A 24971-nucleotide genomic window follows, 5' to 3' on the forward strand; every position below is an offset into this window, starting at 1 on the left:
CGGCGAGGGCCCACCACAGCCAGATGGGGAACTGGCCGTTCCAGTTCACGCCGAATGAGAGCAACCACACCACCGCTGCGGAGATCACAGCGTTGACGAGGGCGTAAGTGGGGCCCTTGGCGTTCCGCACGGCGCTGAACGTCGCGGACGCAAGGAGCAGCAGGATCATGACGAGTGCGATCATCGGGTCTCCTTCATAAGGTCGATGCCGAGCGCGTCCACCCAGGCTTCGGTGTCGCCCGCGACAAACGCGGCGCGGCTGTGGTCGGTGCGCTCGGGGTCCCAGACCAACATGGTGCGGAAGCCGCCGGTGCCGCCGTTGTGGAACGTGATCTCCTGTCCGTCTTCGTCGAGGCTTGCCCAGCCATAGTCGGGCACACCGTGCGAGGACACCCATTCCACGTATTTCGCCATGTCGGCAGCAGTGGAGCGGATCGCGCCGGCCGGGGCCCAGCCGTCCATGTCCCACGGGCCGGCGGGGTGCCCGTTGGCGGCCAGGCCTGTGGGTGCTTCGTCGACGGTGCCCGGTAGCGCCACGTAGGTCGACGTCATGCCGGCGGGCTCGAAGATGCGGGTGCGCAGCAACTCGTCGTAGGGCACGCCGGCATGCTTGGCAAGCAGTTGGCCGAGCAGCGCGTGGCCGTAGTTCGAGTACTGCTCCTCGCCGCGGTTGTTCAGCTCGGCGGAACCGGCGGCGTCGAGAATGTCTTGCGGTGTGTCGCGCCGGTAGGGGTTACCGCCATCGCGGATGTTGGCCGCGAACATGTCCGCGAGGCTGAGGCTTTCGGTGGTGGCGAGCCCGGAGGTGTGGTTGAGCAGCTCCTCGATGGTGACATCGGCAACGGGGGCGGAGGGGACGTCGATAAGCTCCTGCACCTGAGTGTCCAGGCGGAGCTCGCCGGCCTCGATGAACTGGCGGACCAGCTCCGCATTGAATGTCTTGGTGATCGAGCCGATTTCGAACTCGCTGTGCTCGTCGGCGCCGAGGCCGCCGAAGCAGACCTCGCCGTCGTCGTAGGTGAAGGCGGCGAGGTTGTGGTGGCCGTTTTCCGCGAGGTGTTCGAGTGCGGAGGAGATTTCAGTATCGCCGGTGTGTTCAGAGGCCACGGAAATGTCGCGGGGGCCGGTGGAGAGCATCAACGCGGCGGCGAGGACAGCGGAGATTCCTCCGGTGGCAATGTTGGTAGCGCGCATCAGTGGTCCTCCCCGGCGATTACGATCGTCATGAGCGGGATGACGCGGGCCGGGGGAATCTCAAACATCCCGCCCTGCTTGCGCACCCAGCCGGCTGCCTGCAGCTCCTTCAGGTGGTGGTAGGCCGTGCCGGTGGAGGAAACCAGGTCAGATTCGACCAGCTCCGTCACGCTCGCCGGTGCAGTTAAAAGGTGGCGCAGGATGGCGCCGCGGACGGGGTGCGCGAGAGCGGCGATGCGGTCCATCGCGTCGTCCCACGGTTGGTCCGAGATCCACGCCGTTGGGCGGATCCATTCGTAGGAGTAGGTGCCGGTCGGAAGCTCCACGTCGCCTTTGAAGGTGACTGTGCCTTGGTCCGCCTCGTTGCTGGAACTGGGGCGTGAGGTGGACTCGGGCGATGGGGCCTGTTCGAGCGCGGCGACGCGCGCTTCGAGGTCAGAGAGGCGTGCTTCAATCGGTTGCATGCTTTCTAGAATTACAGAAATCTAGAAAACGTGCAACGGTTGAGGCTTTGGCTAGCGCAGCATCGCGCCTGTGATGCAGCCGAGGTCGCCGATCTCGCGGACCTCGGACGCCAGGAAATCCGGCCCGCCCACGCGGCCGACCACCAGCACCATGTCGGTGCCGTGCAGGGGAGTGATGGTGAGCGATGTGCCGAGCTGGAACCAGGACTCCGGTGCCCAGTCGTCGAAGTCGGGCTGGAGGATGCGCGCGGCCTCGACGGGCGGCATCTGCGGGGTAGATCCGTCGTCCTCCGGCGCGGCGGGGGAGGCGGCGGCACGTGTGAGCCCGTCGTCGGAGGAATGCAGCACCACGGCCCAAGAAGAGGTCACAGCACTCGGCATGACGTCGACCAGCTCGCTGAGGCGGTCCTCGACGCTGCCAGACTGCGCCGCAATCTGGGCGAGCATCTGAATCTGCCCGCGGCGGTCCACGCGTCCGGTGAACGGGCGGATGGAATCCACCTCGGCGCCGTCGACGGAGGCCACGGCGGTGATCAGGGTGTCCACCATCACGCCGGTGGGCAGGGTGACCACGATGTCGTCGGTCACGGTGCCGTCGGTGGAGGATTCCACGATGTCAACGGAGTTGATGTCGGCGTCGACCATGCCGAACGCCTCGGCGAGCTGTCCAAGGCTGCCAGGGACGTCCGGGAGGGAAACGCGGATGAGGTACGACATGGCCTTATTTATAGCAATTCGGCATTCCGGCAGCGGGTGTACGGTCGAAATCGCAGCAGTCTTCTAACTAAGGAGGAGCACAATGAGCCGCACCGAAATCACGCAGACCACACTCGCCGGCGCCGAGCCCCGCGCGGTCGGGGACGCGTTGCTTCGCGACGGCGCGAAGTTGGCTCGCGGCGGCAAGGAGGTCGTCGTCACGGGCAACGCTCTCGCCCGCGAAGTGGCGGAGAACCCGGAACAGTTCTCGTCGGGTGTGTCGCGATTTTTGCAGTTGCCCAACGGCCTTGACGGCGAAAAGCACACCGAGATGCGTGCGTTGATCGACCGTTACCTCGCGGCGGAGGAGGTCGATCAGCTCGCTCCGATGTTCCGCAAGATCGCGCGCCAGTTGGCTGAAGAAGCGCTGTCGAACGGCGAGGTCGACGCGGTCGGCGACTTGGGCGCCCAGTATGCGGTCCGCGCGATGACCGCCTGGCTCGGATGGCCAAGTGAGCTCGACGACACCCTCATTGCGTGGGTGGCCGACAACAATGCGGCAACGCGGTCCGGCGAGCTCGAGCGCACAGCGGCGGTCGCCGAGCGTTTCGACGACATCATTCGCTCCGTCGTGCAGCCCCTCCAGAACAGCCCCGACGATTCGGTCACCTCGCGTCTTGTCCACGACGACAGTCTCGGTCGGCGTCTGGAATTCGAGGAAGTGGTCTCCGTGCTACGCAACTGGACTGCGGGAGATCTGAGCTCGATGGCCTACTGCATCGGGGTTGTGCTCGAAGCACTGATCGAACGCCCCGAGCTCCAAGACCGCCTCGCAGGCGGCGTTTCGCAAAAGGAGTTCACTGCGATCGCCGACGAAATCCTGCGCGCCGACTCGCCGTTTGTGAGCAACCGGCGAGTGACCACGTGCCCGGTGTCGCTCGACGGGCACGATCTGCCCGAAGGCCAAAGGGTGCGCATCCACTGGACAGCGGCAAACCGCGACCCGGAAACGTTTGCAGACCCGGACGGCTTCGAACCGGAGACTAACGCCGACGAGAACCTGGTCTGGGGCGCAGGGCCGCACGCTTGCCCTGGCAAGACGTTGTCGATCGTTGAGCTGCAAGCGTTCACCGAAGAACTCCTCGCAGTGGCGGAGCTATCCAGCGCCGGACAAGGCGAGCGGGAGGTTCACCCTGTTGGTGGTTGGGCTTCGCTGCCAGTGCGCCTTACCGCTCGCGGGTGAGCGAATTGCGTTGACGTAAGATAAGGCGCGTCATACGCAACCCACGCGATGTGGAAGGGATTGGACTGTGGCTGAGATTTCACGCGACGAGGTGTCGCGCATCGCACGCCTGGCGCGAATCGCGCTGAAGGACGAGGAGCTGGACGACATCGCCCAGCAGCTGGACACGATCGTGGACGCGGTCTCGAAGGTGCAGAGCGTCGACACGGAGGGTGTCACGCCGATGAGCCACCCGCACTCCATCGACGCTGGTATGCGCGAGGATGTGGAGAAGAAGACGCTGACGCAGGCCGAGGCGCTGGACCAGGCCCCGGCCGTGGAAGATGACCGCTTCGTGGTTCCGCAGATTCTCGGAGAGGGAGACTAGAAGGAAATGACGCAGTACACGATTCCGGCCGAAGGTCTCGTCGCAAAGCCAGCGCACGAGCTCGCCGCAATGATCCAGTCCGGCGACGTCACCTCCCGCGAGGTCACGCAGGCGTTCCTCGACCGCATCGCTGAGGTCGACGGCGAGCTCGGCGCGTTCCTGCACGTCGGTGCCGAGGAGGCGCTCGCGGCCGCGGACAAGGTGGACGAGCAGGTGAAGAACGGCGGGGAGCCGGCCTCCAAGCTTGCGGGTGTGCCGCTGGCGCTGAAGGACTTGCTGGTCACCACCGACGCGCCGACCACCGCCGCGTCCAAGATGCTCGAGGGCTACATGAGCCCGTACGACGCCACCGTGGTGGCCAAGCTGCGCGCGGCGGGCATCCCGATTCTGGGCAAGACCAACTTGGACGAGTTCGCCATGGGGTCGTCCACGGAGAACTCCGCCTACAAGCAGACGAAGAACCCGCACGACCTGGAGCGCGTCCCGGGCGGCTCCGGCGGCGGCACCGCAGCGGCGCTCGCGTCCGGCGAGGCCCCGCTGGGCATTGGCACTGACACTGGCGGCTCGATCCGCCAGCCTGCGTCTTTGACCGGCACCGTGGGCGTGAAGCCGACCTACGGCGGTGTGTCCCGCTACGGCGTGATCGCCTGCGCGTCCTCCCTGGACCAGGTGGGCCCGTGTGCGAACAACGTGCTGGACACCGCGCTGTTGCACGAGATCATCGGCGGCCACGACGAGTTCGACGCCACCTCCGTGGACCGCGAGGTGCCGGCGCTCGCAGACGCCGCCCGCGAGGGCGCGAAGGGCGACCTGAAGGGCGTGAAGATCGGCCGCGTGAAGCAGTTCGAGCGCCCGGGCACGCAGGACGGTGTGAAGGACGCCATCGACAAGGCCTACGCGCAGCTTGAGGCGCAGGGCGCGGAGATCGTCGAGGTGGATTGCCCGAGCTTCGAAGACGTCATGGGCGCGTACTACCTGATCCAGACCTCCGAGGTCAGCTCTAACCTCGCGCGCTTCGACGGTATGCGCTACGGCCAGCGCGTCGGCGACGACGGCACCCGCTCCGCCGAGGAAGTCATGGCCGCCACCCGCGGCGAAGGCTTCGGCGCGGAGGTCAAGCGTCGCATCATCCTGGGCACCTACGCGCTGTCCGTGGGCTACTACGACGCGTACTACCTGCAGGCGCAGCGCGTGCGCACCCTGGTGGCGCAGGACTTTGCCAAGGCATTCGAGTGTTGCGACGTCATCGCCGCCCCGGCCGCTCCCACCACCGCGTTCAAGCTGGGCGACAAGGTGGACGACCCGCTGGCGATGTACAACTTCGACCTGTTCACCCTGCCGCTGAACCTGGCCGGTCTGCCCGGCATGTCGGTGCCGGCGGGCGAGGCCTCCGACACGAACCTGCCGGTGGGCCTGCAGCTGATCGCCCCGGCCTTCGAGGACGCGCGCTTGTACCGCGTGGGTGCCGCTTTTGAAGCCAGCCGTTAATCCCTGGAATACCCTCGCAGCCCTGGCTGCGGGGTATTTTCTTGTCTTGATCGACCAGGGCTTCATGCCCGTGATCACACCACTTTTGCCTTTCGACGTCGGCTCCGCCGTGTGGCTGACCAGCATCTACCTGCTGTGCACGGTGGCCCCCATGCCGGCGACGGGCAAGCTTGGAGACGCCTTCGGGCAACGCCGCGTCTTCCTCATCGGTCTGGCCATCTATGTGGCCGCGCTGGTATTCGCGGGCGCGTCCTGGTCGTTCGGTTCACTGGTAGTGGCCCGCGGCCTGCAGGGTGCGGGCGCCGCGGTGTTCTTGCCTCAGGCGTTCGGCCTGATCCCGCGCGTGTTCGCGGAGGACAAGCAAGGCCGGGCGTTCGCAACCTGGGGCGTGATCGGCTCGGTGGCGTCGTTGATCGGCCCGGTCGTCGGCGGGGCAGTGGCGGACACCTTCGGCTGGCGCGCGGCGTTTTTCGCCCAAGCAGCACTTGGCGCGGTGGCGCTGATCGCCGGACTGGTTGCGCTGCCGCGGCTGCCGCGCAGCGGCGAGCGGGTGACCCTGCTGCCGGTGTTGCTTTCTTTCGGCGGGTTGGGACTGCTCGTGTACGGCATCCAGTTTGGGCAGTGGCCCTCGATCCTCTTCGGTGCACTGCTGATTGGCGTGCTGGTGCTGTCTGCCCGCAACGGCACCGACGACGGGTTCCTGCCCGTGGAGCTCATGCTCAACCGCTCGTTCGCGCTCGGCGCTCTGGGCGTGGCGGCGATGGGCTTTACCGTGGCGTCGATGTTCATCCCGCTGATGTACTGGCTGCAAACGGTCGCCGGTGCCTCGCCGACGGCTTCCGGTGCGATCACTGCGCCGATGTCCGTGTTCGCGCTCGTGCTCACCCCGGTGGCCGGGTACCTGACGGACCGTCGCGACCCAGGCAAGCTCTGCGCCGCGGGCTTCACACTCTCCGCAGTGGGGCTCGCGCTCGCCATAGCGCTGATCCACACCGGGGCCGGCGTGTGGTGGTTTACCGCAGTGACCTCACTGTTGGGCATCGGCGGGGCGTTTGTGTGGGCGCCGAACGCGGCGGTGACCATGCGCGGTGTCCCCGAGCACGAAACCGGCGCGGCTTCCGGGCTGTACAACACCGCCCGCCAGGTCGGGTCCGTCCTCGGCGTGGCGCTGGTGGGCATGGTGCTGGCTTCCGGCGCAATCGAATCCACCGCCGGTTGGGCGCTTGCGCTGCCATGCGTTGCGATGCTGATCGGCGCGGTGTCGTCCCTTCGGCTTCGCGGGTAGCCTGGCAGGTATGCGACTTGCCACTTTGACCTCCGGCGGCGACTGCCCCGGCCTCAACGCCGTCATCCGCGGCATCGTCCGCACCGCCAACACGGAGTACGGCTCCACCGTCGTGGGGTACCGCGACGGCTGGGTGGGGCTGATGGAGGATCGCCGCGTCGACCTTTACGACGACGCCTACATGGACTCCCTCCTGCTTCGTGGCGGCACCGTGCTGGGCACCGGCCGCCTGCACCCGGACAAGTTCAAGGCGGGACTGGACCAGATCAGGGCCAACATCGACGACGCCGGGGTGGACGCTTTAATCGCGATCGGCGGCGAGGGCACGCTCAAGGGTGCCAAGTGGCTCTCCGACAACGGCATCCCGGTCGTCGGCGTGCCTAAGACCATCGACAACGACGTCGCCGCCACCGACTACACGTTCGGCTTCGACACCGCGGTGTCCGTGGCCACCGACGCGATCGACCGGCTGCACACCACCGCCGAGTCCCACAACCGCATCCTCATCGTCGAGGTCATGGGCCGCCACGTCGGCTGGATCGCCCTCCACGCTGGCATGGCCGGCGGCGCGCACTACACCGTGATCCCGGAGGAGCCGTTCGACATCGCCGAGATCTGCAAAGCCATGGAGCGCCGGTTCCAGATGGGGGAGAAGTACGGCATCATCGTCGTCGCCGAGGGCGCAATCCCCAAGGAAGGCACCATGGACGCCGGCCTGGGTGAGGAAGACGAGTTCGGCCACAAGACCTTCAACGGCATGGGCCAGATCATCGGCGACGAGGTGAAAAAGCGCCTCGGCTACGACGTGCGCACCACCGTGCTCGGTCACATCCAGCGCGGCGGCACGCCCACCGCCTACGACCGCGTGCTGGCCACCCGCTACGGCGTCCACGCCGCCCGCGCCGCCCACGAGGGCAACTTCGGCAAGTGCGTCGCGCTGCACGGCGAGGACATCGAACTCGTGGCGCTCGAGGACGCCGTCGCGCAGCTCAAGACCGTGCCGGAGCGCCGCTACACCACCGCGAAGGCCATGTTCACGTAGGCAGGTTTGTAAAAGTCGGCGAGCGTGCCGTCGGCGACCATGGGGGACTTGCATCTAGGGGCCGTGTTCTGCCGACTTTTGCAAAACCGGCGACCCGGGAGGCCGGCCCAGTAGGGTCGGAAGACATGCACGACCGCATCCCCGACCCCTGCCGCTTGCTCATTGTCGGGATCAACCCCGGCCGCCTCACCGAGGAGGTGGACGCACCGTTCGCGTTCCCGGGCAACCGCTTCTGGCCGGCGCTCGAGGCCGCGGGCATCACGCCCTACCGCGTCCACGCCAACGAGGGGCTCTCCGACAAGGACGCCGCCATGCTCGCCGAGCTCGGCATCGGGTTCACCAATCTGGTGAACCGCATGACGCCGAAGGCGTCCGACCTGACGAAGGCGGAGTTGGTTGCAGGAGGCGAGGTCGTGCGCGGAGTCGTCGAAAAGCATCAGCCCACTGCTGTCATGTTCGCAGGCATCGGGGCATACCGCGATGCTTATCGACGACCAAAGGCCACCCGCGGCCTCCAGCCCGAGACCCTCGCCGGAGTGCCGGTGTGGGTCGTGGGCAACCCTAGCGGCCTCAACGCGCACGAGACGGTGGCCACGCTCGCCGAGAGCTACCGCGAGGTGTGGGAGGCGACCGGCTCCTGACGGCCGATGCGGCAGGAGCGGCGATAGAGCCAGATGAGCAGCACCCAGAGCAGGACAGAGACTGCCAACATAGCCACAGTTCCGTAAGGGTCGGGAAGCTCACGGGAGCCGTTAAAGGCACCGTGGAGCGCGGCGGCCAGCACAAACCAGACTGCGAGCCGGGAGAGACGCCAGCCGAGGGGCTGGTCGGTGCGGCACAAAAATACGCCGAGGCCCCACGCGGCCAACCCGGTATAGACCGCGTGAGCAAATGGTCCCAAGACAACCATCACAAGCATAAAAATTGCGCCGTCGCGGTACTCCGAGTGCAGATCCAGCGTCGCTTTAATCGCTGAATTGGTTACGATCTCGGCGACTGAGAAGCCGGCGCCGACCGCCATGCCGACCATCGCCGACTCGACGGGTCGGCGCACCGGCGCGAAAGCGGCGATGACCAGTAACGCAGCCAGCAGTTTGGCAGTCTCCTCCGGAATCGAGGAAAACAGGTACGTAACAGCGTCGGGCAGCTGCTGCGCCGCATCGAGGTAAGCGGAGTTGACGAGTGGAACCACGCCGCACACGCCCACTCCTGCGATTACGCCAACCGGTAGCCACCACGAAGCTTCCGGCCGCCCAGGGTGCCGGCGCGATAGGAGCCACAGCGCCGCAACGGCGATGAGGACGAATGCCGCCGCTGCAGCGCCGAACGCAGGCGTCCACGGCACCTGGGTAAGTGCGTAGACGAACCGTCCCACACCCGCGAGGATTGCCAGGCCGCCGAGGGCTTGGAGTACGACGTTCGTTCGCATCAACGGGCCTCCTCAGCGACGAAGCGGTCGACGATCTCGCGGCCGTAGGTATCAGAAGCCGCGACGTATACCGTCAGGTTGTCGCGTTCGGTGGCGGCGATAGACACGCCGTCGCGGTGTACCGCATAGACACCGGAGGCAGGGTGATCGAGCTCGTCCGGGGTGATTCGTTCGCCATTCGACGCTAGCCAATACAAGCGCGTGACGGCGTTGGCGAGCTCGGCTTCATCGCCTAAAGAGTCTTCGGTGCGCAGCTGGATCCGCGTGTCGCCACAATCCCATTTCACCATGTCGGAGCCGCCGTCAGTTTGGGGGCACTGCAGCACCGAGCCGTCTGCGTTGCGCAGTGTGGCGCCACCCGCAGCCACCTCCGTGACTTCGGGGGCTTCGGGCTCGTCGCTTTGCGTTGCCGCCTGGGCCATGAACGGGGCCGCCAGGAGCAAAGCGCCGGCCGCCACGAGCCCTATGGTGCCGGTGCGGGTATTTCTGTCAGAAAAATCGGGGTATTTCACTCGGAGCCACTATAGGGAACTGCTCTCTCATTCGCAGTGTGCAGCTATATGTACCGCCCCTGCAGTAGCATCGCTGAAATGAGACTGCTTGAACAGATGGCGCGCGCGTACGAGACGTGGATGCCACTTCAGCTTCGCGAGTGGTACTCCGCAGACGAGCGGCGCGAGCTCGCGATGCAGGAGATGCGCCCGCAGGCCGAGCACACAGCAGACGCGGAGTTTGGCGCCGGTTTCCGCGACCATCTGCAACCTCTCGGCGGCCCGGACGTGCCCGACCCGCTGGCGTGGGCGAACCGGCGCGTGGAGTTTGCGGACGGTAACTGGTGCATCGCTGGGATCCGTTTCCTGGGGCTGGACATGCGCAAGCCTTTCGTGCACGTTGTCGCGACCTCCGTGCCACCGCAGCACGACCGACTAGGCACGTATGCCACACAGCTGCACCGCGAGTTCGCGGACTTCGACCCGCTGGCCATCCGTTTCGAGCTGCCGAACCCGCCCGAGGACGCGGACGTTGACCAGTGGATTATCGCCGGGCTCGTCTCCGAGCTGCGGCGGAAACCGCGCCGCCCGCAGCACGAACGCGTCCGGCTCACCCCAGCAGACCCCTCGGAGACGGCACCATATGCCGATGAGGTGCTCGGCAACGTCGCAAAGCAACGGCCCGAAGTGCGCACCTGGACGGAGGCTGCGACCCTGGAGCAGTTGCAAAGCTGCGCGGAGACCGGTGCGCTGTGCGCGATCGAGGTGGACGGGCAGCGCGCGGGCATCATCGCGGCGGCCCGCGACGATGCAAACGGCATGCGCGGTTTCCAGGTCTACGAGTTCCTCCTCGACGACAATGCCCGCGGTCGCGGCCTCGCACCCGTGGCGATGCAGTTGCTTTGCGACGTCCTGCCGGCCCAAACCGGCGACACTTTGTGGGGGACGGTGCACGTGGGCAATGGGCCGTCGATAGGCAATGCGCTCGCTGTCGGCCGCGAGAAGACGGCGGCATTTGTGTGGGTGCAGCGACGGGGCGAGCTGTAGCGCGGGGGCGCGGGGCGGGGCAGTAGACTGTTGCGCATGACTGCGTACGACCTGATGGATTACGACGAAGTACTCGAAAAGTACGACCCCGTGATGGGCCTTGAGGTGCACGTCGAGCTCGCCACCGAGACGAAGATGTTCTCCACCTCATCCGCCCACTTCGGCGCGGAGCCGAACACGAACATCGACCCGGTCTCGCTCGGGCTTCCCGGTGCGCTGCCGGTGGTCAACGCCAAGGGCGTGGAGTGGGCCATCAAGATCGGCCTGGCGCTGAACTGCAAGATCGCCGAGTCCTCGCGGTTTGCGCGCAAGAACTACTTCTACCCGGATCAGCCGAAGAACTACCAGATCTCCCAGTACGACGAGCCGATCGCCTACGACGGCTACCTGGACGTCGTGCTCGAGGACGGCACCGAGTGGCGCGTGGAAATCGAGCGCGCGCACATGGAGGAAGACACCGGCAAGCTCACTCACCTGGGCTCCGCCTCCGGCCGTATTACCGGCGCCACCGCGTCGCTGGTGGACTGCAACCGCGCGGGCATCCCGCTGATCGAGATCGTGACCAAACCGATCATCGGCGCCGGCGAGCGCGCCCCAGAGGTGGCTAAGGCCTACGTCGGCGCACTGCGCGAGCTGGTCAAGGCCCTCGGCGTCTCCGACGCGCGCATGGACCAGGGCAGCATGCGTTGCGACGCCAACGTGTCCCTGCGCCCGGTCGGCCAGGAAAAATTCGGCACCCGCACCGAGACGAAGAACATCAACTCCCTGAAGTCCGTCGAGCAGGCCGTGCGCTTCGAGATGCAGCGCCAAGCCGCGGTCCTGCAGGACGGCGGGGAAGTGGTGCAGGAGACCCGCCACTACCAGGAGAAGGACGGCTCCACCTCCAAGGGCCGCCCGAAGGAAGAGGCGAGCGACTACCGCTACTTCAACGACCCGGACCTGCCGCCGGTGATTGCCAAGCCGGAGTGGGTCGAGGAAATCCGCGCCACCCTGCCGGAGCTGCCGTGGGTGCGCCGCGCGCGCATCCAAGAGGAGTGGCAGCTGCCGGAGAAGGAGTTCCGCGACCTGGTCAACGCAGGCGCGCTCGACCTGATCGTGGACACCGTTGAGGCTGGCGCCACGCCCGATGAGGCCCGCGCATGGTGGGTGTCCTACATCAACGGCAAGGCCAACGAGGCCGGCAAGGACCTCGACGCCCTCGGCGTCACCCCGGCCGATGTCGCCCGCGTGGTGGAGCTGGTCAAGGAAGGCAAGCTGACCACCAAGCTGGGCCGCCAGGCGATCGACGGCGTCATCGCCGGCGAGGGTGACGTGGACAAGGTCGTTGCGGACCGCGGACTGGAGGTCGTGCGCGACGACGGCGCCATCGAGAAGGCCGTCGACGACGCGCTGGCCGCCAACCCGGACATCGTGGAGAAGTACCGCGCCGGCAACAAGAAGGTCACCGGTGCCATCGTCGGCGCCGTGATGAAGGCGACGCAGGGCAAGGCCGACCCGGGCCAGGTCAACCAGCTCATCGCGAAGAAGCTCGCGGAGTAGGGGAGACCCGGCTGCCTCGGCCGTAAAAGGTGAAAGGCAGATGGTGAAAATCCGCAGATCCGCGCGGATTCACCATCTGCCTTTCACCATCTGTAACGCAAAGGGGCACTCCATCACTTTCCGCCCGACCATGTAGGTACGTACCTACATGGAGGTTCGCATGGCAGCTATTTCAGCAAGAGAATTTCACCGGGACATCAGTGCAGCTAAGTGTGTGGCGCTCGAGCAACCGGTCGTGATCACTGATCGTGGCGAGCCTTCGTACGTGGATCTGTGAAGTATTTTTGCCCTGCGCCCCTCGTACCGTGGGGACCGAAAGAGGCCCGGCAACGCAAAACCCCGGCCAACATTGCGTTGGCCGGGGCGAAGCTAGACGTCGTAAAGCGAATTATGCTTACTTGTCCTGAGACTTCTGCTCGGGCTTGACGGCGGGGAACTCGCCGGTCTTGTACATCTCCTCGTACGCCTCCCAGTGGATCTTGTCGCCCTCGTACTCGGGGGCGCCTTCGTACCCCTTGGACTCAGGATCCAAGGCGGGAACGTTCTTGACGTCGAAGTCGCTGGAGGAATCCGAGGTGAGGTCGGCAGCGACCTCCTCTTGGACGGACTGCCACAAATCCTGACCGCCAACGTGGGAATCGGAGGTCAGCGAGTCCACTTCGTCGCGCTCGGCGCGGGACAGCTCGTCCTCATTTGGATCCAGGGCGGTGGAAGCGAGCTCAGCGAGTCGCTCGCGGCGGCCGGTTTCTTCCTGGATGTTCTTGCGGTCGCGGAACCAGGCGACACCCATGACGATGCCCAGCACCAGGCCCAGGTAGCCAAGGACCGGGTACACCCAGCCGACCAGGTCAGCGAAGCCGATGAAGGACAGCGCGAAGCCGACGAGCACGGCAGCGAAGTAGTACGGACGGAACTTCTTCGGGTTGTCGTGGCTGAGGCGGCGGCCGCTGGCGTAAAACATGCCGACAGCGGTGTTGTAAATCATCAGGTAAATGACGATGGCGACGAACACGCCCACGGCCGGGTGCATGTTGTCGAAGACCATGAGCAGCGGCATGTCCGCATCCATGACGTCTTCCATGTTGCAGAACAGGATGAAGGTCAGGATCAGCAGCAGCACGGCGAAGATGATGCCGCCGAGCAGGCCGCCCTTACCCGCCTGCGCCGGGTTCATGTGGGAGCCGGCGAAGACAAGCATCATGGAGACGTCCATGATCATCACCAGGGTGGCGTAGTTCAGCGCGGTGATGAGCCAGTTGCCGAACGTGCCCGATGCGCTCTGGTTTTGTTGCGAGAGCTCGTTGAGGTAGCCAAAGTCCGACGGCATGTCGGTCAGCGTGATCACGAACGCGGCGAGCAAACAGATAATCAGCAGCGGCGTGATGTAGGAGAAGACACTGGTGAGCCTGTCAATGTCCAGCAGGCCGGACAGGAGCAGCAGCACAACCATGATTGTCGAGCCTGCCCAGGTGGGAAGGCCAAACTGCTGCTCGAGGTTCGCACCCGCACCGGCGACCATGACGAAGCCGATGCAGAACAGTGTGAAAACGGTGGTGATGTCCATGTACCTGGACAGCCACGGACGCGAGACACTCCTGAACACGGCGCTGTGGTCCTCCGCCATGTAGTAGGAGCCGAGCTGGTAGACCCAGCCGCTGAAGATGGCGATTGCGCCGCCGGCGATAGCCGCACCGAGGATGCCCCAGTATCCGAAGGAGAGGAAGTACTGGATCACCTCCTGGCCGGACGCGAAGCCCGCGCCGACGGTGAGGCCGACGAGCGCGAGGGCGACTTTCATTGTTTTACCCATAATTTTCCTCAATGAAATCTAGTAAAAGAGCGGAGCCGAGGGTAACACCATTAAGGGCCCATTGCTAACCGACGACCACCGGTCCTCGCTGTCAACCGTGCAGCGCACAGGCTTAGATTTGCTATTCTAACGGCGCGTTACCAAGGATCAGCCAGTGTTTTCGCATACATTGTTTGCATGGCTAACAACCCACGTGATCTCACGCCCAACGAGCAAAATGATCTGACAAACCTGGATTCTCCTGAGGTGCCGGAGTACACGGGCGGCGCGAAGTCTGCCGCCGACGGCCTGTACACCCGCACGGGCAAGGCAGCCCCGACGGAGATTTTCCCGCGCGGCGAGCAAACCGACGGGCCGCTGATCCCGCAGGCGCCCGAGACCACCTCGTTTGAGAGCGCCTCTGAGACGGTCGCCGTGGACCGCGAGCCAACCTATGTCGCGCCGGCCCCCGCGTACGCGACCGACTCCGCCACCGCCACCGGCACCGACCCGGTCTACGCCGAGACCGCCGAGCCGGTTGTGGTGGAGGACGAGACCCGCCGCGGCACCACCGACCTGGGCCTTCTCCTGCAGCGTCTCGCACTCGGCGCGATGCTCATCATCCACTCGGTAGGGACATTCTTCCGCCTCGGCGGCAACGAGGGCATCTCCGGCCTGGAAGCGGCGTACGCCGACTACCCGTACGGCAACGGGCTCGCTGTGGTCGTTCCTACCCTCGAGCTGGCCGCGGGCGTTTTCCTGGTGTTGGGCCTGCTCACCCCGGTGGCAGCGCTGGTTGCCATCGCAGTGACCGGTTTTATGGCGCTGCACGCCTTCCACACTCAGACGGAAGGCTTCGACGTCTTCGCCTGGACCCCGGAGACGTGGGCGCCGGTGATGCTTCTGGCCGCGTCGCTGGTCGTGCAGTTTGCGGGCCCGGGCCGTTACGGCGTCGACGCGTCGCGCGGCTGGGCTAAACGCCCGCTGGTCTCTAGCTGGATCTGCGCGCTGCTCGGCCTGGCGGCAGCCGGGCTGATGTGGTGGTTCGGCACCGGCATCAACCCGGTCGCCTAGCTAGTCCACTCGTTAGTCGACAAGGCGCACCGCGCCCTTGTCGGCGCTGGTGGCCATCTTCGCGTACGCGCGCAGAGCCTTCGACACCTCACGGACGCGGTTCGGCGTCCAGGGGGTGTCGGAGGCTTCCATCGTTTCACGGCGCTGTTGCAGCTCTGCCTCGTCGACATCGAGCTTCAGCTCGCGGTTGGACACGGAGATGGAGATGGTGTCGCCGTTTTCAATCAGGCCGATCAGGCCGCCGGCCGCGGCCTCAGGGGAGATGTGGCCGATGGACAGCCCGGAGGTGCCGCCGGAGAAGCGTCCGTCCGTGATCAGCGCGCACTTCTTGCCCAAGCCTGCGCCCTTGAGGAACGACGTCGGGTGAAGCATCTCCTGCATGCCCGGCCCGCCCGCGGGGCCTTCGTAGCGGATCACCACAACCTCGCCTTCGAGCACTTCGCGGTTGAGGATCATGGAAACGGCCTGCTCTTGCGAGTCCACCACGCGCGCGGGACCGGTGAATTCCCACAGGCCCTCTTCGACGCCGGCGGTCTTCAAAATCGCGCCGTCGGGTGCAAGGTTGCCGCGCAGCACCACCAAGCCGCCGTCGGAGGTGAACGGGTGCTCGACGTCGTGGATGACGCCGTTTGCCGCGTCGGTGTCCAGCTCGGCCCAGCGGGCGCTCTGGGAGAACGCCTTCGTGGTGCGCTCGCCGCCGGGCGCGGCGTGGTACAGCTCCAGCGCCTCCTCGGTCGCATCCCCGCCGCGGATGTCCCAGTCGGAGAGCCATTCGCTTAACGACGGGTACGCGATCGAGTGCACATCCGCATGCAGCAGGCCAGCGCGGTTGAGCTCGCCCAGAATCGCCGGGATGCCGCCGGCGCGGTGGACGTCTTCGACGTGGGCCTCGCCGTTCGGCGCCACCTTGGACAGGCACGGGATCTGGTGGGACAGATCGTCGATGTCGTGCAGGTCGAAGTCGATGCCGCCCTCTTGGGCGGCGGCGAGGATGTGCAGGATGGTGTTGGTGGAGCCGCCCATGGCCATGTCCAGCGCCATGGCGTTGCGGAAGGCGTGCACGTTGGCGACGTTGCGCGGCAGGACGGATTCGTCGCCCTGGCCGTAGTAGCGCTCGCACAGCTCCATGACGGTGCGGCCGGCCTTTTCAAACAGTTCGCGGCGCGCGGTGTGGGTGGCAAGCGTGGTGCCGTTGCCCGGCAGGGACAGGCCGAGCGCCTCGGTGAGGCAGTTCATGGAGTTCGCGGTGAACATGCCGGAGCAAGAGCCGCAGGTGGGGCAGGCGTTGTTGGCGATTGCGTCGAGCTCGTCGTCGGACACGCCGTCGTTGGCGGACAGCGCGATGGCGTCGATGAGGTCGGACTTCGGCTTGGTCACCCCGCCGACAGAGAACGCCTTGCCAGCTTCCATGGGGCCGCCCGAGACGAACACGGCCGGGATGTTCAGACGCATCGCCGCGTTGAGCATGCCCGGGGTGATCTTGTCGCAGTTGGAGATGCACACCATGGCGTCGACAGTGTGCGCGTTAACCATGTACTCGACCGAGTCGGTGATGATCTCGCGGGACGGCAGGGAATACAGCATGCCGGAGTGCCCCATGGCGATGCCGTCGTCGACGGCGATAGTGTTGAACTCCTTGGGCACGCCGCCAGCTGCGCGCACGGCGTCCGCGACAATGTCGCCGACTTCTTTCAGGTGCACGTGCCCCGGCACGAACTGGGTGTAGGAGTTCACAATCGCCACGATCGGCTTACCAAACTCGTTTTCGCCGGTGCCGGTGGCGCGCCACAGAGCGCGGGCGCCTGCGGCCTGGCGGCCGATGGTGGTGACGCGGGAGCGAAGCGGGATCACGGTACTTACTCCTTATTCTCTGGGGTGGAAGCTGGCGCGGAGGGGCGCGGTCCCGGCAGGTCCGGGTGCTCGGCAACGTAGGCGTCGTACTCTTCGCGGGTGAGCAGCACCTTGTGGCCGCCCTTGTCGATGATTTCGTACTTGCCGTCGGCCGCCTCCTGGGCGGCTGTGATCACGTCGGTGATGCGGCCGTTGGATGCCTCAGCCAGGTCGGGAAGGGAATTGAAGGTCACGCCTGGCAGCGGGTGCTCCGTGCCATTGACGGTCACCGCGCTAACGTCAGGGCCCTTGAAAGCGAGGCCCTTCAGGTCGCGCCACGGCAGGGTGACGTTCTTGCGCACCAGGTATTTGGCGGTAATGCCGCGCTCGTCCACGGTGGTGGAGGAGACGAGCACCCACGCCAGCCAAATGGCGGGGAAGATCAGCAGCCAGGCCAGGTACTTCGGTGCCCAGAGGATGCCCATGAGGGCGATGCCGGTGGCGAGCACGATGGCGAGGATGTGCTCGCGCGTCGGCTTGAAAACGTGCTGGGTGTGCTCCGGCGTGTCAGTCATAGTTGGGGATGGTAGTCACCTTTGGTGCGTCGATAGGCAATAGCCCGCAATTTAAATACTTGAATAAAAACCCCCGCGACGTTGCCTGGGCCACTACAGTTCTAAATCGTGATCAACGAGCGACTTGTAATTATTCTCTCCCGACGGCGCTTGCCGTAGCGGGTGCGTTTTACACGCCGCTGACACACCAAGCGCCCTCGAGAGCACGACGCTCGTCGGGGGCTTTTGTTGTATGAGATCGCGATAACAAGCACAGTCGAGCTAACAAGGAGCCTTCACGTGGCAGCTTCAGAGAAAAGAAAGCCCGAACGCATGACGGGTGCGGACGCCGTCGTGCGCAGCCTCGAGGAACTGGGCACCGAGATCGTATTCGGTCTGCCCGGTGGTGCAGTGCTCCCGCTTTACGACGCGCTGTTCCGCGCCGAGAAACTACGCCACGTACTGGTGCGCCACGAGCAAGGCGCAGGCCACGCAGCGGAAGGCTACGCGGTGGCCTCCGGCAACGTGGGCGTGTGCATCGCCACCTCAGGACCGGGTGCGACCAACCTGGTCACCCCGATCGCCGACGCCTACTTGGATTCGGTGCCGATGGTGGCAATCACCGGACAGGTCGGCTCGCCGCTGTTGGGCACCGACGCCTTCCAGGAAGCGGACATCCGCGGTGTGACCATGCCGATTACCAAGCACAACCTCATGGTGACCAAGGCTGAGGAGATCCCCAGCGCAATCGCCACAGCGTTCCATATCGCCTCCACCGGCCGCCCTGGCCCGGTGCTGGTGGACATCCCGAAGGATGTGCAGAACGCGGAGATCGAGTTCGCCTGGCCCCCGAAGGTGGACCTGCCGGGCTATAAGCCGAACACGAAGCCGCACAACCGGCAGATCGCGCAGGCCGCGAAGATGATCTCCAAGGCGAAGCGCCCGGTGCTCTACATCGGAGGCGGCGTGGTCAAGGCGAACGCGCATAAGCAGCTGGCGAAGTTTGTGGAGGCCAGCGGTATCCCGGTGGTGACCACCCTGATGGCGCTCGGGACGTTCCCCCACGACCACCCGCTGTACCTGGGCATGCCGGGCATGCACGGCACTGTGCCGGCGGTGGGCGCGTTCCAGGAGTCCGACCTGCTTATCGCGATCGGCGCGCGTTTCGACGACCGCGTCACCGGCGACACCGAGACCTTTGCCCCGCACGCGAAGGTCATCCACGCCGACATCGACCCGGCCGAGGTGGGCAAGATCCGCCCGGTGGACGTGCCCATCGTCGGCGACGCGAAGCGGGTCCTGTCCGAGCTCACCGACTACTTCGGCGAGAAAGGAAAGGTCAAGGCGCCCAGCATTGAGCCGTGGATCGAGCGCTTGATGGATTTGAAAGAGCGCTTCCCGCGCGGCTATGACACGCACACCGACGGCACGCTGGCGCCGCAGTACGTGCTGGAGACGCTGTCGAAGACCGCCGGGTCTGATGCGATCTACGTCTCCGGTGTGGGCCAGCACCAGATGTGGGCGGCCCAGTTCATCGACTACGACAAGCCGCGGCACTGGATCAACTCAGGCGGCGCAGGAACGATGGGCTTTTCCATCCCGGCCGCGATGGGGGCGAAGGCGGCGATGCCGGACAAAGAGGTCTGGGCCATCGACGGCGACGGCTGTTTCCAGATGACCAACCAGGAGATCACCACCGCCGCCCTCGAGGGATTCCCCATCAAGGTCGCGTTGATCAACAACGGCAACCTGGGCATGGTGCGCCAGTGGCAGACACTGTTCTACGACGGCAACTATTCGCACACCAAGCTCGGCGGCGAGGTCTACGTCCCGGACTTTGTGAAGCTGTCCGAGGCGCTCGGCGCGGTGTCGTTCCGCGTCACCTCCGCCGACGAGGTGGAGGAGGCGATTCAGCGCGCCCGCGAGATCAACGACCGCCCGGTGGTGGTGGAGTTCGTCGTCGGGGAGGACGCGCAGGTGTGGCCGATGATCGCCGCCGGCACTTCCAACTCCGACATCGAGTATGCGCGAGGAATGCGCCCGTTCTTCGGCGAGGACGAGTCTGCGGCGGAGACGCCGGAGGCCATCAACGACACCATCGAAGCGCTCGAGCAGGAGGGAAACTAACCATGACACAGCCCGAACAGATCACCCGCCACACACTGTCGGTGCTCGTCGACGACGTCGACGGCATCATCACCCGCGTCACCGCGCTGTTTACCCGCCGCGGCTACAACCTGGTCTCCCTCGTCTCCGCGAAGACGGCGAAAGACGGCATCAACCGCCTCACCGTCGTCGTGGACGCCACGCCCCATGCGGTCGAGCAGATCACCAAGCAGCTGTACAAGCTCATCCAGGTGCACAAGGTGCTCGAGCTTGACGACGCCACGTCTGTGGGCCGGCAGCTCCTTCTGGTGAAAGTCAACGCGGATAACCTGACCCGTCCGCAGGTGGTGGACGCCGCCAACCTGTTCCGCGCCCGCGTGATCGACGTGGCGGTGGACTCCGTGATCATCGAGGCCACCGGCAATTCCGCCAAGCTCAAGGCATTTCTTGAGGTGATGGATACCTTCGGCATCCGCGAGCTGGCTCGCTCCGGTTCGGTGGCGCTCTCGCGCGGATCTAAGACAATGGCAAAGTCCGAGTAACTCTCAACAACTCGAGGCGGTTGTGTCATAATGTGAAATAACCGTCTCACAGAATGAAGGAAGTGACGCACACATGGCAATCGACGTTCTCTACGACAACGATGCAGACCTGTCCCTGATCCAGGACAAGAAGGTCGCCATCATCGGCTACGGCTCCCAGGGCCACGCCCACGCGCAGAACCTGCGCGAATCCGGCGTCGAGGTGGTTGTGGGCCTCCGCGAAGGCTCCAAGTCCGCCGACAAGGCGCGCGAAGCAGGCTTCGAGGTCAAGACCAACGCGGAGGCCGCAGAGTGGGCCGACGTGATCATGCTGCTGGCCCCGGACACCTCCCAGGCCCAGATCTTCACCGAGGATATCGAGCCGAACCTCAAGGACGGCGACGCACTGTTCTTCGGCCACGGCCTGAACATCCACTTCGACCTGATCAAGCCTGCGGACAACATCACCGTCGCCATGGTCGCGCCGAAGGGCCCGGGCCACCTGGTCCGCCGCACCTTCGCAGACGGCAAGGGCGTGCCGGCGCTGATCGCAGTGGAGCAGGACCCGCAGGGCAACGGTAAGGAACTCGCCCTGTCCTACGCCGCGGCAATCGGCGGCGCACGCGCAGGTGTCATCCCGACCACTTTCGAAGCTGAGACCGTCACCGACCTGTTCGGCGAGCAGGCCGTGCTTTGCGGCGGCCTGGAGGACCTGATCATGTCCGGCTTCGAGGTGCTGACCGAGGCAGGCTACGAACCGGAGATGGCGTACTTCGAGTGCCTGCACGAGATGAAGTTGATCGTGGACCTGATCTACGAAGGCGGCCTGGCCAACATGAACTACTCCATCTCCGACACCGCGGAGTTCGGCGGCTACCTCTCCGGCCCGCGCGTCATCGACGCAGGCGCAAAGGACCGCATGCGCGAGATCCTGAAGGACATCCAGGACGGCACCTTCACCAAGCGCCTCGTTGCCAACGTCGAAGGTGGCAACAAGGAGCTGGAGGACCTGCGCGCGAAGGTCTCCGAGCACCCGATTGAAAAGACCGGCGAAGAGCTACGCGACATGATGAGCTGGGTCAAGAACCCGCTCACCGACACCGCTCGCTAAACAGGCAGCGACCACGCGGCGGAGGCCTGAGGTCTCCGCCGCGTTTTTCGTGTGCGATCCCGCAGCGATCCCGCAGCGGTCCCGCAGCGGTCCCGCACGAGAAAACCCCGCCCTCTCAATTTGGGAGACGCGGGGTAAAGGGTTGTTAGCGACTAGTTGGTCGCCTCAGCCTCAGCGCCCTCCGGTGCGAGGGTCTCGGTGATCTCGTCGACGATGTTGGTCTCGGTGACCGTCTCGTCTGCCGGCTCAGCTGCGGACTCCTCAGCGCCCTCAGCTGCGGACTCCTCCGCGCCACCCTCGACGGTGGTGGTCTCGGAGACAACCTCGGTTGCGGCGGTGGTGGTGGAGGTGACGGTTTCGCCCTCATCGTTGTCGCCGGAGAACAGGGACCACAGCAGCCACAGCAGCAGCAGTGCGACCAGGATGCCCAGCAGCCACTTCCACCAGCCGCCGCCGCTGTTGGACTCCTCAGTCACCGCGGTGGAACCTGCGGTGGAGCGGGCCGGGGTAGCGGCGGTGCGCTCGGTGGTGGTGCGCTCAACGCGGACATCCTTGTCCGGCTCGACGTTGGTGCGGTCGACGTTGACGTCCTTAACGCGGTCGGCGCCCTCGATGTCGCCGCGGCCACGCACGTCGTTCAGCTTGTCCTGGCCGAGGTTCTTCGCGTCCTGGGCCTTGTCCTTGCCGAAGTCCTTAGCGTCGTTGGCGAAGTCCTTCGGGTTGCGCTTCGGGTCGATGGGGTTGTTCATTGTAAATTCCTTTCGTGCTAACACAAGTGCTGGCATAACGTTTCCGTCGGACGCAAGGCTGTGCCAGCATCCGCGGTGAACGACCGCCCACTGTAACAAAACTTTCGCAAGCACCGCGGGAAAATATGTGCTAGACGTCTCATTTCGTCCGGTGTTTTCCGAGGACTCCCGGGGTGGCGGGGTGCAAAAGGAATAGTTTTCAATAAGTTGTCATTAAGCGAAAAGGTGCATACCGTAGGTCGTCGAGAGGCAATGTGAAAGGGACCGAAATGCACGATCACCACAACCACGACCACGCCCACGGCGCTCCGAGACGCGCGCTCGCAGTCGCACTGGCGATCACCGGCACGGTTTTCGTCGCGGAAGTTGTCGGCGGATGGCTCTCTGGGTCGATGGCTCTACTCGCGGACGCGATGCACATGCTTTCCGACGCCGCGGGGCTGATCATCTCCCTTCTTGCCATCATCGTCGGACAAAAGGCCGCTTCCGCAACCGCGACGTACGGCTACCGGCGCGTGGAAGTGCTCGCTGCACTGATCAACGCGGCCACTGTGCTGGCAATTTCCATCTGGATCGTGGTCGAGGCGGTGCGCAGGTTGCGCGACCCGCAACCGGTGGAAACAGGACCGATGATGGTCATCGCGATGATTGGCCTGATCGCGAACGCTGCTTCGGCATGGGTGCTCTCGCGCCACCGGGAGGGCTCGATCAACGTGCAGGGCGCGTACTTACACGTGCTGGTGGATATGTTCGGCTCCGTCGCAGTGCTGGTGGCTGGCGCGGTGATTGCGTGGACCGGGTTTACCGGTGCTGACGTGGTTGCCTCCCTGGTTATTGCGGCACTGGTGCTGCCGCGGGCTTGGCAGCTGATGGTGCGCTCGGCCCGGGTGATGCTCGAACACGTCCCTGCGGGGTTCGATGCGGACGAAGTGGAGCGCGCACTACGGCAGGTCGAAGGGGCGACGGATACGCACGACCTGCACCTGTGGTCGCTGGACGGGGTGAGCGTATTAGCCACGGTGCACGTGGTGGCGGGCCCCGGGGTGGACCGCGACCAGCTGCTGGACCGGGTGCAGGACACGCTGGCGCACCTTGGGGTGGAGCACGCGACGGTGCAGATTGAACCTCCTGAGCACATCGGTCACGAGAAGGTGTGCTGAAACTGCACTACGCTTGGGAGACATGGGTTTCACCACGCCGAGCTACTCACTCAAAGACCTGTTTTCCCGCGCGGGGCGGGGAGAGCTGCAGCTGCCTGACTTTCAGCGGGAGTACCTATGGGACGTCGACAGGGTTCGCACCCTGGTGACTTCCGTGCTGCGCGGCTACCCGGTGGGCTCGTTCCTCGCCCTGGATACGCGCAACACGGAGCAGCGTTTCAAGCCGCGCCCGCTCGAAGGTGTAGTGGTGGAAGGCGTCGCCCCCGGGCTGTTGCTTCTGGACGGACAGCAGCGCCTGACCTCGCTCTACCAGGCGTTCAAGAACGACGGCGAGGTCCACACCGTGGACTACCTGGGCCGGCCGATCCGCCGGCGCTTCATGGTGGACGTGCGCGTAGCAGTGTCCGCAGACCCAATGCCAGTGGAGGCACTATTCGCGGTGGATGAGCAGGGCCAGGTGCGCTCCCACTTCGGGCCGGACGTCGACGGTGCGCTGAATTCGCGCGAGGCCTATATAAATAACGGTGTCATCCCGGTAAGCATGCTGCTGTGGACCGAGGGCAACGACTTGCTTGTGGACATGGCCGCGAGCACCGAAGACGAGCAGCTGCGCGACGCGGTCAAGCACTTTGTCAACCAAGTGATGCGTGGGCTTCCGGCGTACGACGTGCCGGTGATCCGCGTGGACCGCGAAACCACGCAGGCGGGCGTTGGTCAGATCTTCGCGTTCGCCAACTCTGCCGGCGTGCAGATGGACGTCTTCGAGCTGCTCACGGCGGTGTTCGCCTCCGAGGACCCGTCGTTTGTGCTGGCGGAGAACTGGCGGGATACGGAGCACAAGCTGCGCGAGCACCCCGTGCTGGACAGCGTGGGGCGAGTGGAGTTTCTGCGCGCGCTGTCGCTGCTGCTGACCAGCAGGAGGGGCTCCGCGCGGGGCCACCGCGGCGACATCCTGGACATTTCGCTGGAGCAGTACCGGACGCACGCAGGCGAAATGCTGGACGGTTTCCTCGCCGCCGCGAGGTTTTTGGAGGAGCGCCGCGTCGTTTACGCGGACCAGGTGCCGTATCCAGCCCAGCTGATCCCGCTCGCGGTGATCCTGGCGCGCCTGGCTGAGGATTCGGGCGCACTCGAGCGCGAAGGTGCGGCCGACCGGCTCAACCGCTGGTTCTGGTGCGGTGTGTTCGGCGAACTGTACGGTGCTCACGCGCCCACCATCCGGATTGGCTTGGACGTGACTGAGGTGACGCCGTGGGTGCGTGGAGATACAGACGAGCTGCCCCGCACGGTGGCCGAGGCGCGATTTTTTGAGTCCCGCCTGCGCACAGCCGGCCCGGACAGCGGCATCTACCGCGGCCTGTACTCGCTGCTCATGGCCCGCGGCGCACGTGATTGGCGCACCGCGGAACTGTTTACCGCGGAAACGGTGGAGCAGCTGCAGCCCCGCTTCCGCCAGGTGTTCCCGGCGGAATACCTGGCCGTCACCGGTGCGCTGGAGAAGGATCCGCAGCTGGTTGATTCGGTACTGAACCGCACGCCGATGGGCCGGCGCACTGACGTGGTCATTGAGCGCAACGAGCCGAAGCGCTACCTGCCCCGGCTGCAGTCGAAGTCCCTGCTGGAAGACGACGAGTTCGACGCCATGCTTGACGGCCACGAGATGGATCCAGAACTACTTCTGGCCTCTGACTGGGAGGGCTTCGTGGCTGACAGGCGCGAGCGTTTCGTGGGCATAATCGAGTACGCCATGGACCGTGCCGCCGAGCGCGACTGGGAGCCGGGCGAGGCGTAA

The 24971-nt window shown here is 65.4% G+C and carries 23 protein-coding genes; 14 read left to right on the forward strand and 9 right to left on the reverse strand.

Annotated features, from left to right (window positions below):
• Positions 1 to 180: 180 nt before the first annotated feature.
• Genes HMPREF3151_RS07185 through HMPREF3151_RS07195 form a run of 3 tightly spaced genes read right to left on the reverse strand, consistent with a single transcriptional unit; the run spans position 181 to position 2375 of the window.
• On the reverse strand, positions 181 to 1194 hold the full coding sequence (locus HMPREF3151_RS07185) for a serine hydrolase domain-containing protein (RefSeq protein ID WP_070474870.1): 1014 nt from the start codon (positions 1192 to 1194) through the stop codon (positions 181 to 183).
• A complete protein-coding gene (locus tag HMPREF3151_RS07190) occupies positions 1194 to 1658 on the reverse strand; it encodes an ArsR/SmtB family transcription factor (protein WP_070474871.1) in 465 nt (154 codons plus the stop codon). The genes HMPREF3151_RS07185 and HMPREF3151_RS07190 overlap by 1 nt, the downstream gene beginning before the upstream one ends.
• 51 nt (positions 1659 to 1709) lie before the next feature.
• Positions 1710 to 2375 (reverse strand): ACT domain-containing protein, encoded by a 666-nt coding sequence (locus HMPREF3151_RS07195; RefSeq protein ID WP_070474872.1) that lies wholly within the window; start codon positions 2373 to 2375, stop codon positions 1710 to 1712.
• A gap of 82 nt (positions 2376 to 2457) precedes the next feature.
• Here HMPREF3151_RS07195 and HMPREF3151_RS07200 point away from each other — a divergent pair, with 82 nt between their 5' ends.
• From HMPREF3151_RS07200 to HMPREF3151_RS07225, 6 genes are all read left to right on the forward strand, one after another.
• A complete protein-coding gene (locus HMPREF3151_RS07200) occupies positions 2458 to 3597 on the forward strand; it encodes a cytochrome P450 (RefSeq protein ID WP_070474873.1) in 1140 nt (379 codons plus the stop codon).
• Positions 3598 to 3664: 67 nt separating this feature from the next.
• Positions 3665 to 3964, forward strand: a complete 300-nt coding sequence (gene gatC, locus HMPREF3151_RS07205) for an Asp-tRNA(Asn)/Glu-tRNA(Gln) amidotransferase subunit GatC (RefSeq protein WP_070474874.1) — start codon at positions 3665 to 3667, stop codon at positions 3962 to 3964.
• A 6-nt stretch (positions 3965 to 3970) separates the two neighbouring features.
• The gene (gene gatA, locus HMPREF3151_RS07210; protein WP_070474875.1) at positions 3971 to 5452 is read left to right on the forward strand and encodes an Asp-tRNA(Asn)/Glu-tRNA(Gln) amidotransferase subunit GatA; all 1482 of its coding nucleotides are present in this window, start codon (positions 3971 to 3973) and stop codon (positions 5450 to 5452) included.
• Positions 5427 to 6737: an MFS transporter gene (locus tag HMPREF3151_RS07215; protein ID WP_256365531.1), complete on the forward strand. Its 1311-nt coding sequence runs from the start codon at positions 5427 to 5429 to the stop codon at positions 6735 to 6737. Before gatA ends, HMPREF3151_RS07215 begins: the two co-directional genes overlap by 26 nt.
• A 10-nt stretch (positions 6738 to 6747) precedes the next feature.
• Positions 6748 to 7779 (forward strand): 6-phosphofructokinase, encoded by a 1032-nt coding sequence (locus tag HMPREF3151_RS07220; RefSeq protein ID WP_070474877.1) that lies wholly within the window; start codon positions 6748 to 6750, stop codon positions 7777 to 7779.
• A 125-nt stretch (positions 7780 to 7904) separates the two neighbouring features.
• A complete protein-coding gene (locus tag HMPREF3151_RS07225; RefSeq protein ID WP_083290236.1) occupies positions 7905 to 8420 on the forward strand; it encodes a mismatch-specific DNA-glycosylase in 516 nt (171 codons plus the stop codon).
• Here HMPREF3151_RS07225 and HMPREF3151_RS07230 read toward each other — a convergent pair.
• Together HMPREF3151_RS07230 and HMPREF3151_RS07235 are read right to left on the reverse strand one after the other, a co-directional pair.
• Complete coding sequence (locus tag HMPREF3151_RS07230; RefSeq protein WP_070474878.1) at positions 8387 to 9208, reverse strand: PrsW family glutamic-type intramembrane protease; 822 nt, start codon at positions 9206 to 9208, stop codon at positions 8387 to 8389. The genes HMPREF3151_RS07225 and HMPREF3151_RS07230 overlap by 34 nt on opposite strands.
• Complete coding sequence (locus HMPREF3151_RS07235) at positions 9208 to 9666, reverse strand: hypothetical protein (RefSeq protein WP_070474879.1); 459 nt, start codon at positions 9664 to 9666, stop codon at positions 9208 to 9210. The genes HMPREF3151_RS07230 and HMPREF3151_RS07235 overlap by 1 nt, the downstream gene beginning before the upstream one ends.
• A gap of 132 nt (positions 9667 to 9798) precedes the next feature.
• Between HMPREF3151_RS07235 and HMPREF3151_RS07240 the strand changes: the two genes are divergently transcribed.
• Both HMPREF3151_RS07240 and gatB read left to right on the forward strand, forming a co-directional pair.
• Entirely contained in the window at positions 9799 to 10746 is a 948-nt protein-coding gene (locus HMPREF3151_RS07240) for a GNAT family N-acetyltransferase (protein WP_141741362.1), read from the forward strand.
• Between the two features lie 36 nt (positions 10747 to 10782).
• Complete coding sequence (gene gatB / locus HMPREF3151_RS07245; protein WP_070474881.1) at positions 10783 to 12285, forward strand: Asp-tRNA(Asn)/Glu-tRNA(Gln) amidotransferase subunit GatB; 1503 nt, start codon at positions 10783 to 10785, stop codon at positions 12283 to 12285.
• Positions 12286 to 12679: 394 nt separating this feature from the next.
• Here gatB and HMPREF3151_RS07250 read toward each other — a convergent pair whose 3' ends face one another.
• Positions 12680 to 14095 carry a YkvI family membrane protein gene (locus HMPREF3151_RS07250; RefSeq protein ID WP_070474882.1) on the reverse strand — a complete coding sequence of 472 codons (1416 nt, stop codon included), beginning with the start codon at positions 14093 to 14095 and terminating at the stop codon, positions 12680 to 12682.
• 177 nt (positions 14096 to 14272) lie between these two features.
• Between HMPREF3151_RS07250 and HMPREF3151_RS07255 the strand changes: the two genes are divergently transcribed.
• Positions 14273 to 15148 (forward strand): DoxX family protein, encoded by an 876-nt coding sequence (locus tag HMPREF3151_RS07255; RefSeq protein WP_070474883.1) that lies wholly within the window; start codon positions 14273 to 14275, stop codon positions 15146 to 15148.
• A gap of 12 nt (positions 15149 to 15160) precedes the next feature.
• Here the strand turns inward: HMPREF3151_RS07255 and ilvD are convergent, their stop codons facing one another.
• Together ilvD and HMPREF3151_RS07265 are read right to left on the reverse strand one after the other, a co-directional pair.
• Positions 15161 to 16999, reverse strand: a complete 1839-nt coding sequence (gene ilvD, locus HMPREF3151_RS07260; RefSeq protein WP_070474884.1) for a dihydroxy-acid dehydratase — start codon at positions 16997 to 16999, stop codon at positions 15161 to 15163.
• Positions 17000 to 17004: 5 nt separating this feature from the next.
• The gene (locus tag HMPREF3151_RS07265) at positions 17005 to 17553 is read right to left on the reverse strand and encodes a PH domain-containing protein (RefSeq protein WP_070474885.1); all 549 of its coding nucleotides are present in this window, start codon (positions 17551 to 17553) and stop codon (positions 17005 to 17007) included.
• 312 nt (positions 17554 to 17865) lie between these two features.
• Between HMPREF3151_RS07265 and HMPREF3151_RS07270 the strand changes: the two genes are divergently transcribed.
• From HMPREF3151_RS07270 to ilvC, 3 genes are all read left to right on the forward strand, one after another.
• Positions 17866 to 19659: an acetolactate synthase large subunit gene (locus HMPREF3151_RS07270; RefSeq protein ID WP_070474886.1), complete on the forward strand. Its 1794-nt coding sequence runs from the start codon at positions 17866 to 17868 to the stop codon at positions 19657 to 19659.
• Between the two features lie 2 nt (positions 19660 to 19661).
• A complete protein-coding gene (gene ilvN / locus HMPREF3151_RS07275) occupies positions 19662 to 20180 on the forward strand; it encodes an acetolactate synthase small subunit (protein ID WP_070474887.1) in 519 nt (172 codons plus the stop codon).
• Between the two features lie 73 nt (positions 20181 to 20253).
• Positions 20254 to 21270 carry a ketol-acid reductoisomerase gene (gene ilvC / locus HMPREF3151_RS07280; RefSeq protein WP_070474888.1) on the forward strand — a complete coding sequence of 339 codons (1017 nt, stop codon included), beginning with the start codon at positions 20254 to 20256 and terminating at the stop codon, positions 21268 to 21270.
• Between the two features lie 152 nt (positions 21271 to 21422).
• Here ilvC and HMPREF3151_RS07285 read toward each other — a convergent pair whose 3' ends face one another.
• Positions 21423 to 22019, reverse strand: a complete 597-nt coding sequence (locus HMPREF3151_RS07285) for a hypothetical protein (protein WP_070474889.1) — start codon at positions 22017 to 22019, stop codon at positions 21423 to 21425.
• 269 nt (positions 22020 to 22288) lie between these two features.
• On the opposite strand from HMPREF3151_RS07285, the gene HMPREF3151_RS07290 reads away from it, so the two are divergent.
• Entirely contained in the window at positions 22289 to 23179 is an 891-nt protein-coding gene (locus HMPREF3151_RS07290) for a cation diffusion facilitator family transporter (RefSeq protein ID WP_070474890.1), read from the forward strand.
• A gap of 22 nt (positions 23180 to 23201) precedes the next feature.
• On the forward strand, positions 23202 to 24971 hold the full coding sequence (locus HMPREF3151_RS07295) for a DUF262 domain-containing protein (RefSeq protein ID WP_070474891.1): 1770 nt from the start codon (positions 23202 to 23204) through the stop codon (positions 24969 to 24971).

Origin of the sequence: Corynebacterium sp. HMSC05H05, from assembly GCF_001807265.1 — a bacterium.
Classification (GTDB): Bacteria; Actinomycetota; Actinomycetes; order Mycobacteriales; family Mycobacteriaceae; genus Corynebacterium.

Bases quoted from the DNA above. Each gene is read 5' to 3' on its own strand.
- HMPREF3151_RS07185 (WP_070474870.1), bottom strand. From the start codon at position 1,194: ATGCGCGCTACCAACATTGCCACCGGAGGAATCTCCGCTGTCCTCGCC.
- HMPREF3151_RS07190 (WP_070474871.1), bottom strand. From the start codon at position 1,658: ATGCAACCGATTGAAGCACGCCTCTCTGACCTCGAAGCGCGCGTCGCC.
- HMPREF3151_RS07195 (WP_070474872.1), bottom strand. From the start codon at position 2,375: ATGTCGTACCTCATCCGCGTTTCCCTCCCGGACGTCCCTGGCAGCCTT.
- HMPREF3151_RS07200 (WP_070474873.1), top strand. From the start codon at position 2,458: ATGAGCCGCACCGAAATCACGCAGACCACACTCGCCGGCGCCGAGCCC.
- gatA (WP_070474875.1), top strand. From the start codon at position 3,971: ATGACGCAGTACACGATTCCGGCCGAAGGTCTCGTCGCAAAGCCAGCG.
- HMPREF3151_RS07220 (WP_070474877.1), top strand. From the start codon at position 6,748: ATGCGACTTGCCACTTTGACCTCCGGCGGCGACTGCCCCGGCCTCAAC.
- HMPREF3151_RS07225 (WP_083290236.1), top strand. From the start codon at position 7,905: ATGCACGACCGCATCCCCGACCCCTGCCGCTTGCTCATTGTCGGGATC.
- HMPREF3151_RS07230 (WP_070474878.1), bottom strand. From the start codon at position 9,208: ATGCGAACGAACGTCGTACTCCAAGCCCTCGGCGGCCTGGCAATCCTC.
- HMPREF3151_RS07240 (WP_141741362.1), top strand. From the start codon at position 9,799: ATGAGACTGCTTGAACAGATGGCGCGCGCGTACGAGACGTGGATGCCA.
- gatB (WP_070474881.1), top strand. From the start codon at position 10,783: ATGACTGCGTACGACCTGATGGATTACGACGAAGTACTCGAAAAGTAC.
- HMPREF3151_RS07250 (WP_070474882.1), bottom strand. From the start codon at position 14,095: ATGGGTAAAACAATGAAAGTCGCCCTCGCGCTCGTCGGCCTCACCGTC.
- HMPREF3151_RS07255 (WP_070474883.1), top strand. From the start codon at position 14,273: ATGGCTAACAACCCACGTGATCTCACGCCCAACGAGCAAAATGATCTG.
- HMPREF3151_RS07265 (WP_070474885.1), bottom strand. From the start codon at position 17,553: ATGACTGACACGCCGGAGCACACCCAGCACGTTTTCAAGCCGACGCGC.
- HMPREF3151_RS07270 (WP_070474886.1), top strand. From the start codon at position 17,866: ATGACGGGTGCGGACGCCGTCGTGCGCAGCCTCGAGGAACTGGGCACC.
- ilvN (WP_070474887.1), top strand. From the start codon at position 19,662: ATGACACAGCCCGAACAGATCACCCGCCACACACTGTCGGTGCTCGTC.
- ilvC (WP_070474888.1), top strand. From the start codon at position 20,254: ATGGCAATCGACGTTCTCTACGACAACGATGCAGACCTGTCCCTGATC.
- HMPREF3151_RS07285 (WP_070474889.1), bottom strand. From the start codon at position 22,019: ATGAACAACCCCATCGACCCGAAGCGCAACCCGAAGGACTTCGCCAAC.
- HMPREF3151_RS07290 (WP_070474890.1), top strand. From the start codon at position 22,289: ATGCACGATCACCACAACCACGACCACGCCCACGGCGCTCCGAGACGC.
- HMPREF3151_RS07295 (WP_070474891.1), top strand. From the start codon at position 23,202: ATGGGTTTCACCACGCCGAGCTACTCACTCAAAGACCTGTTTTCCCGC.